This window comes from Wolbachia endosymbiont of Drosophila bocki, from assembly GCF_028982005.1.
In the GTDB taxonomy this organism is placed as follows: Bacteria; Pseudomonadota; Alphaproteobacteria; order Rickettsiales; family Anaplasmataceae; genus Wolbachia; species Wolbachia pipientis.
This window is the reverse complement of sequence record NZ_JAPQLG010000212.1, coordinates 1-6261: the sequence shown is the minus strand read 5'-3', so window position 1 is coordinate 6261 and position 6261 is coordinate 1. Positions and strand designations below refer to the sequence as shown.

Here is a 6261-nt window from a genome sequence, read left to right as displayed (position 1 = left end):
ATGTAAGTAATTAGCCAACCACGGGGCTTCTTTTGCCTTTTTTTTATTTGGTAAATTTCTTAATATTTATGGCTAAACGACAATCGTCATCCCGCTACTTGTTAGCGGGATCTAGAGATACCGCGGCGGCATGACGTAGGACTGCTGTCATTCAAGTAGCTGACGCTGGAACCCAGCCTTGCTGTAATCTCATCAAGAACGTTGTGTTTTAACATAAGATCAGCCACTTTTATGCTTACCAACTTAATAAAATTCCTGGATCCAAGTAGTCAGGATACTCGGATGACACCTTCATAAAGTGAAATGAGATCCCGCTAACAAGCAGCGGAATGACGGGAAAAGAGGTGCTGGGATGACACCTTCACAAAGTGAAATGAGATCCCGCTAACAAGCAGCGGGATGACGGGAAAAGAGGTGCTAGAATGACACCGTTTACTATGTAACATCTCATCATATCACAATGTTCGTACAGTTGTGGCGGTATGACGTAGAAAAACTGTTAACTTAAATCTATATTGACATGTCCCATTTTACGCTTATCCCTAACCTCTTTTTTCCCATATATGGTTAAACTAGCTTTTTCGTTGCTCAAACACTTATGAGAATCATATATATCATTACCTATTATATTTTTCGTCATACAAGGAAAGCATAATACTACTTCCTGCATAGGTAGCCCGCATATTATCCTAACTAGCTGTTCAAATTGACTAACGTTACATGCATCCAAGCTCCAGTGGCAAGAATTGTGAGGTCTGGGAGCTAGTTCATTAACTAACAATTCGTTATCTTTAGTAACAAAAAATTCAATAGCCAGAATTCCTATTACATCAAGCGCATTTGCTATTTTCTTTGCAGCTCGTTGTACCTCTTGAGTTAATTTGCTATCTATTTTAGCTGGCACTGTTGAAGTATCAAGTATTCCATCAACGTGGTAATTTTCTGCTATAGGAAAAAAAGCTACTTTACAGTTTTTATCTCTTGCAACGACTATTGAAACCTCTTTCAGTAAATCAACACTTGCTTCAAGAATGTACTCTGTATTCCAATCAAAGGAAGCAAATTGCTTCACTTCAGAATCATTCTCAAGCACATATTGTCCTTTTCCATCGTAACCCATTTCTGTTGTTTTCAGCCTTATTGGATAGCCAAAAGCTCTACTGCTTTTCAGTAGCTCATTATAATTTTGTATACTCTTATAGTTAGCAGTTTTTATACCCAAGTTTTTAATAAAATCCTTTTCTCTCAGTCTGTTCTGCGAAATGTGTAACGCTTTTTTACCCGGATAAAAATTTACATCGATATCAATTGCACTACATGGAATATTTTCAGACTCAATAGTAACTAAATCCACACTCTGTGCAAAAGATTCAAGAGCTTTCTTATTAGAGAAATCTGCTATTGTGAAATCATCAGCAACAGAGCAAGCCGGATCGTCTTTAGCACTGGCAAAAACATGTGTTTTTTGTCCAAGTTTTGTTGCAGCGATAGCAGTCATTTTACCTAATTGTCCACCACCTATTATTCCTATTACTTTTTTGCTCAGTGCATCTGGTTCATTCATACTATAAATTGATATTTCCTAATTAAAGTATACTTGAAGAATCTATGAAAAAAGCATATAATTAGAATATTATCTTTTTATCATGAATATTCTATAATGATTCTAGAATACACATTGACTACCAATTTTGTTAAAGTTACAGTTTTACCAATTTACATTGAAGAGCAATCCATTCCTTATGAAAATTGCTATGTATGGATGTATAACGTTAAGATAAAAAACAAAAGCCAATCAACTATTCAATTGTTAAGTCGTCGTTGGCAAATAATAGATTATAAGGGCAAAGTAAATGAAATTGCCGGAGTTGGTGTTATCGGAGAACAGCCTGTGATAAAATCTGGAGAGGTATTTAAATACACAAGTGGAACATACTTAAATGTACCGTCAGGAATAATGCAGGGTAAGTATGAATTTCTGAATGAAGAAAGCATAAAAATTTTTGAGGTTATGGTACCACCCTTTTCTTTGGATAGTCCATACGTCAAAACTAGACCCCATTAACTATCAAAATAGTTTATTTGTAACCAGACTGCATTCTGCGATTTTTAGCAAAGCACGATCTTTCATTTGAGCTTTCTTCAATTTAAAATAAATACAGAAACTAGCTATCTTCGAAAATATGGTTGAATAATTGTTAATAATAGTGTATAATTATTAATATTTTCAAGCATTTTTGCCATGGCTCTTTCAAAATTTCTCGATCCTCGCAATGGTTTGTGTTTCAAAAAAATCTTTGGAACGGAAAAAAATAAGAATATCCTGATCCACTTTTTGAACGATATTTTAGGGTTTACTGAGATAAATGCAATACAAGAAGTTGAGTTTCTTAGCACTATTATGGATCCCGAAGTTGCCTCTGATAAACAAAGTATTGTTGATGTTCTCTGCAAGGATTCTCACGGAAATAGATATATAGCAGAAATGCAGCTCGCTAGAGACAAGGGCTTCGAAAAACGCGCTCAATTATATGCCGCTAAAGCCTACTCAAGACAATTAGATAAATCTGGCAACTACATTGATTTAAAGAAAGTCTTCTTTATTGCTATATCAAATTGTAACTTACTTCCTGAAGAAGTTGATTATATTTCTACTCACAATATACGTGATATAAAAACTAACGGCCATTACTTAAAAGATTTTCAGTTTGTCTTTATTGAGTTGCCTAAATTCGCAAAAAATAAAGTAGAGCAGTTAGAAAGTACAGTAGAAAGGTGGTGTTTCTTTTTTAAATACGCAGAAGAAACAACAGAAGAGGACTTAAAAGAGATAGCAGAAAAAGCGCCAATAATAAAGCTAGCATATGATGAATTAGACAAGTTTCGTTGGAACGAAAAAGATTTAGTAGCCTATGAAGAAAGGATAATGGATCTACGCAAAGAAGAAGCTATTCTTGAATACAGACTTGATCTTGCTGAAGAGAAAGGTATACAAAAAGGTGTAGAGAAAGGGAAAATTGAAGGGAAAATTGAAGTCGCAAAAGCAATGCTGGCTAATAATGTTGATGTCAACACTATTGTTAAGTTTACTGGCCTTTCTGTTAGTGAGATTGAAGAATTAAGTGGAAATCTGTGAACAGTTACGTTTATTTTTTATCCTTATCATCAAGTGTAAATAAGGTTATTGTAGAGATTAAGCCTATTATAACTATTATTAACGAAAATGGGGCAGCTTCTCTATAGCGCTCATCGCTTACAAGTTCATATATTCTAGTTGATATAGTTTCAAAATTAAATGGTCTTATAATGAGTGTTGCTGTGAGCTCTTTGATAGTATCCATAAATACGAGCAAAAATCCCGATAATATACTCTTCTTGATGAGAGGGATATGAACATTCAAACATGTGGAAATAGGTCCGTGACCCATGGTATATGCAGTCCACTCAATTTCATTTGATGTTTTTTTGAGCCCTGACTCTACCGCCTTGAAAGATATAGCAAAAAAACGGAATAAATATGAGTAAACTAATGCGCCAATAGTTCCTACTAAGCTAATTTCCACAACATATTGAGTAATGAAAGAGGATATTCTGCTTAAAAATATTATTATACTAATTGCGATAATTGCATTTGGAATTGCGTAGCCTAAAGAAATGAGACGCGCTATATTGTTGATTACCTTATTTTTACGCGCCGTATATCCAATCATTATTGCAATGCTAATTGAGATTAATGCGGTGATAAATGATAAACTAATGCTATTTGCTATTATGTTATAAAATCTTGCTTCGTATATGAAAAACCCCTTCTCTATGCTCCAATATATGAGCGGAATCATTGGCAAAATAAAACCTATTAATATCGGCAATACACACATAAGATAAGCAAAGGTCAACGGTATAGCGCCACTTATGCTCCGTTTGTTGTGATAATCTGAATTGGTATTGATTGAAGAGTAGGATATTCCTTTTTTTTGTAGTTTTTTTTCGATAGCTATTAGTGTTGCAACGAAAATCAACTCTGCAACTGCTAAAACAGTAGTTGAATATTTGTCATGCAGTAAAAACCAGGTGCGATATATTCCTGTCGTAAAAGTATCAATAGCAAGAAACTGTGGTGTGCCGAAATCTGTAATTACTTCCATTAGTACCAAAGACAACCCAGCTATAATTGATGGGCGTATGGAGGGTATGATGACAGAAAACAGGCTCTTCAATGAGGAGAACCCAAGTGTTGACGCAATAGTGACTGAGTTACTAACATTCTTTAGACTTGAGCGGACTAACATATAAACGTATGGATATAGGCTGAATCCCATTACTAATATTCCACCACCTAGGGATTTTATTTCAGGAAACCAATAGTCACCTTTGCTCCACTCTAAAATGTCTCTTAATGGGCTCTGCACCGGACCTGAAAACTCTAGTGTATTTACATAGACGAACGCCACTATATATCCAGGAATCGATATTGGAAAGAATAAAGCAATCTCAAAAATTTTACTTCCAGGAAATGAAAAAAATGTGGTGAGCCAAGCTGGAATTACTCCAAATATGAAAGATATTCCCCCCACTCCTATCATCAAAATTAACGTACTCAGTATATATTCGGGGAAAAGTGTGCTGATTACCCATCCGGAATTTGCTGTATCTGTAAATAGAATTGATATTAATGATAATATTGGACAGACGAATAATATACTTACTAGAAATAAGAATATATTTTTAAATACTCTTAAAAACATTAATTTGAATCTATATTTTATATTAAAATGTTATATGTAAAAACTGAAGATATCCAGTAATTAACAGCCGTACCATTGAATATCTTTATAATTTTGTATATCATGTTTTTAGTTGATAAGTGAATAATCATGAGCTTCGTCATTGCAACTTTCTATCATTTTGTAGAACTTTCTAATTATTATGACATGAAAGACGAAATAAAAGCTGCATGCGACAACATTGAATTAAAGGGTACTATACTCCTTGCAGAAGAGGGTGTTAATGCAACAATATCTGGTGAAAGAAACGCAATTGATAAAATATTCGATTTTCTACGTTCTGATTATAGGCTAAGGGACCTTACATGGAAAGAGAGTGCAGCAGAATATCAACCATTTAGCAAGATGAAGGTAAAATTAAAAAGAGAGATTGTGAATCTTGGTGTAAGCAATCTTGATATTTCCCTTAAGGGTAAATATGTTGATCCAGAGCATTGGGATGATTTTACTTCTCAACCTGACGTTTTAGTAATAGATACACGAAACGAGTATGAAGTGAAATTAGGCAAGTTTAAGAATGCAATTAATCCACACACACAATGTTTCCGTGAGTTTCCTCAGTGGACAGAGTCATTTTCTGAGAGTAAAGACCTGAAAGTAGCTATGTACTGCACTGGTGGAATTAGATGCGAAAAATCTACAGCATATATGAAAAGCCTTGGATTTAGTGATGTTTACCATCTTAAAGGCGGCATTCTTTCTTACCTTGAAAAAACTTATAATAAAAATGGTAATTGGGAAGGTGAGTGTTTTGTTTTTGATGATAGAGTTGCTGTTGATAACTCACTTACTCCAAGCAACACAATAAAATGCATATTCTGCTCAAATCAAGTTTCAACTGATAAACTGAAATCAGTTTCACGTGGCCAGGTGGTTTGTTCTGATTGTAAACTTCAGTGTTATAGATATAATAAATAAGATCTCTCTACGTCATACCGCCGCGGCGCTAACAAGCAGCGAGATGGCGAGGTCTTGAGATAGTCTTATGTTAGCTATAGAATTGGAAAGTTGCACTTCAAAAAGTAGAATGGCAAAAGCCATTCTACAACATTTTTCTAGCAAATTAAATAACCTGAAGTGCATCTATTGACTAATACATCAATCCATATTACTTTCCACAAAAAACAGAAGTGGGCGTTGAAAGACAGCTAACTATAACATCAGAAAGGCATCTAGCTGGTGGATTTTTAAGTAAACCCATTATTTTTTTATTTTCAGTAAAAGAAGATGGTTTTCTACCATTATTATCCTTTATATTAGCTTTGGCTCCTGCCTTCAGAAGAAATTCAACCATATCAGCATTATTAGTAGAAGTAGCATGGTGTAATGCAGTTCTACCCAGATTATTCTGGATATTAATGTTAGCACCTTTTTCCAAAAGAAGTTTTACTATACTAGTCATACCTCTTAAGAACCTGTTAAGGATCTCGAAAATATGAGGTAAAATAAGCATAGTTAAGAAAGAGGTATATCTATG

6 protein-coding genes are annotated in these 6261 nt (G+C 34.4%); 3 read left to right on the top strand and 3 right to left on the bottom strand.

Features of this window, described 5'->3' with window-relative positions; all coding sequences use genetic code 11:
* Positions 1-499: 499 nt before the first annotated feature.
* On the bottom strand, positions 500-1564 hold the full coding sequence (locus OZD61_RS05365; RefSeq protein ID WP_274980114.1) for a 5-(carboxyamino)imidazole ribonucleotide synthase: 1065 nt from the start codon (positions 1562-1564) through the stop codon (positions 500-502).
* Positions 1565-1663: 99 nt separating this feature from the next.
* Here OZD61_RS05365 and apaG point away from each other — a divergent pair, with 99 nt between their 5' ends.
* Together apaG and OZD61_RS05355 are read left to right on the top strand one after the other, a co-directional pair.
* A complete protein-coding gene (gene apaG / locus OZD61_RS05360) occupies positions 1664-2065 on the top strand; it encodes a Co2+/Mg2+ efflux protein ApaG (protein ID WP_274980120.1) in 402 nt (133 codons plus the stop codon).
* Positions 2066-2242: 177 nt separating this feature from the next.
* Entirely contained in the window at positions 2243-3136 is an 894-nt protein-coding gene (locus OZD61_RS05355) for an Rpn family recombination-promoting nuclease/putative transposase (protein ID WP_274980113.1), read from the top strand.
* Between the two features lie 10 nt (positions 3137-3146).
* Here the strand turns inward: OZD61_RS05355 and OZD61_RS05350 are convergent, their stop codons facing one another.
* Entirely contained in the window at positions 3147-4745 is a 1599-nt protein-coding gene (locus OZD61_RS05350; RefSeq protein ID WP_274980112.1) for an ABC transporter permease, read from the bottom strand.
* 129 nt (positions 4746-4874) lie between these two features.
* Here OZD61_RS05350 and trhO point away from each other — a divergent pair, with 129 nt between their 5' ends.
* A complete protein-coding gene (gene trhO / locus OZD61_RS05345) occupies positions 4875-5702 on the top strand; it encodes an oxygen-dependent tRNA uridine(34) hydroxylase TrhO (RefSeq protein WP_182320524.1) in 828 nt (275 codons plus the stop codon).
* A 190-nt stretch (positions 5703-5892) separates the two neighbouring features.
* On the opposite strand, the gene OZD61_RS05340 is transcribed toward trhO, so the two are convergent.
* Positions 5893-6261, bottom strand: a 369-nt coding sequence (locus OZD61_RS05340) for an ankyrin repeat domain-containing protein (RefSeq protein WP_274980111.1), incomplete at its 5' end; no start/stop codon positions are given.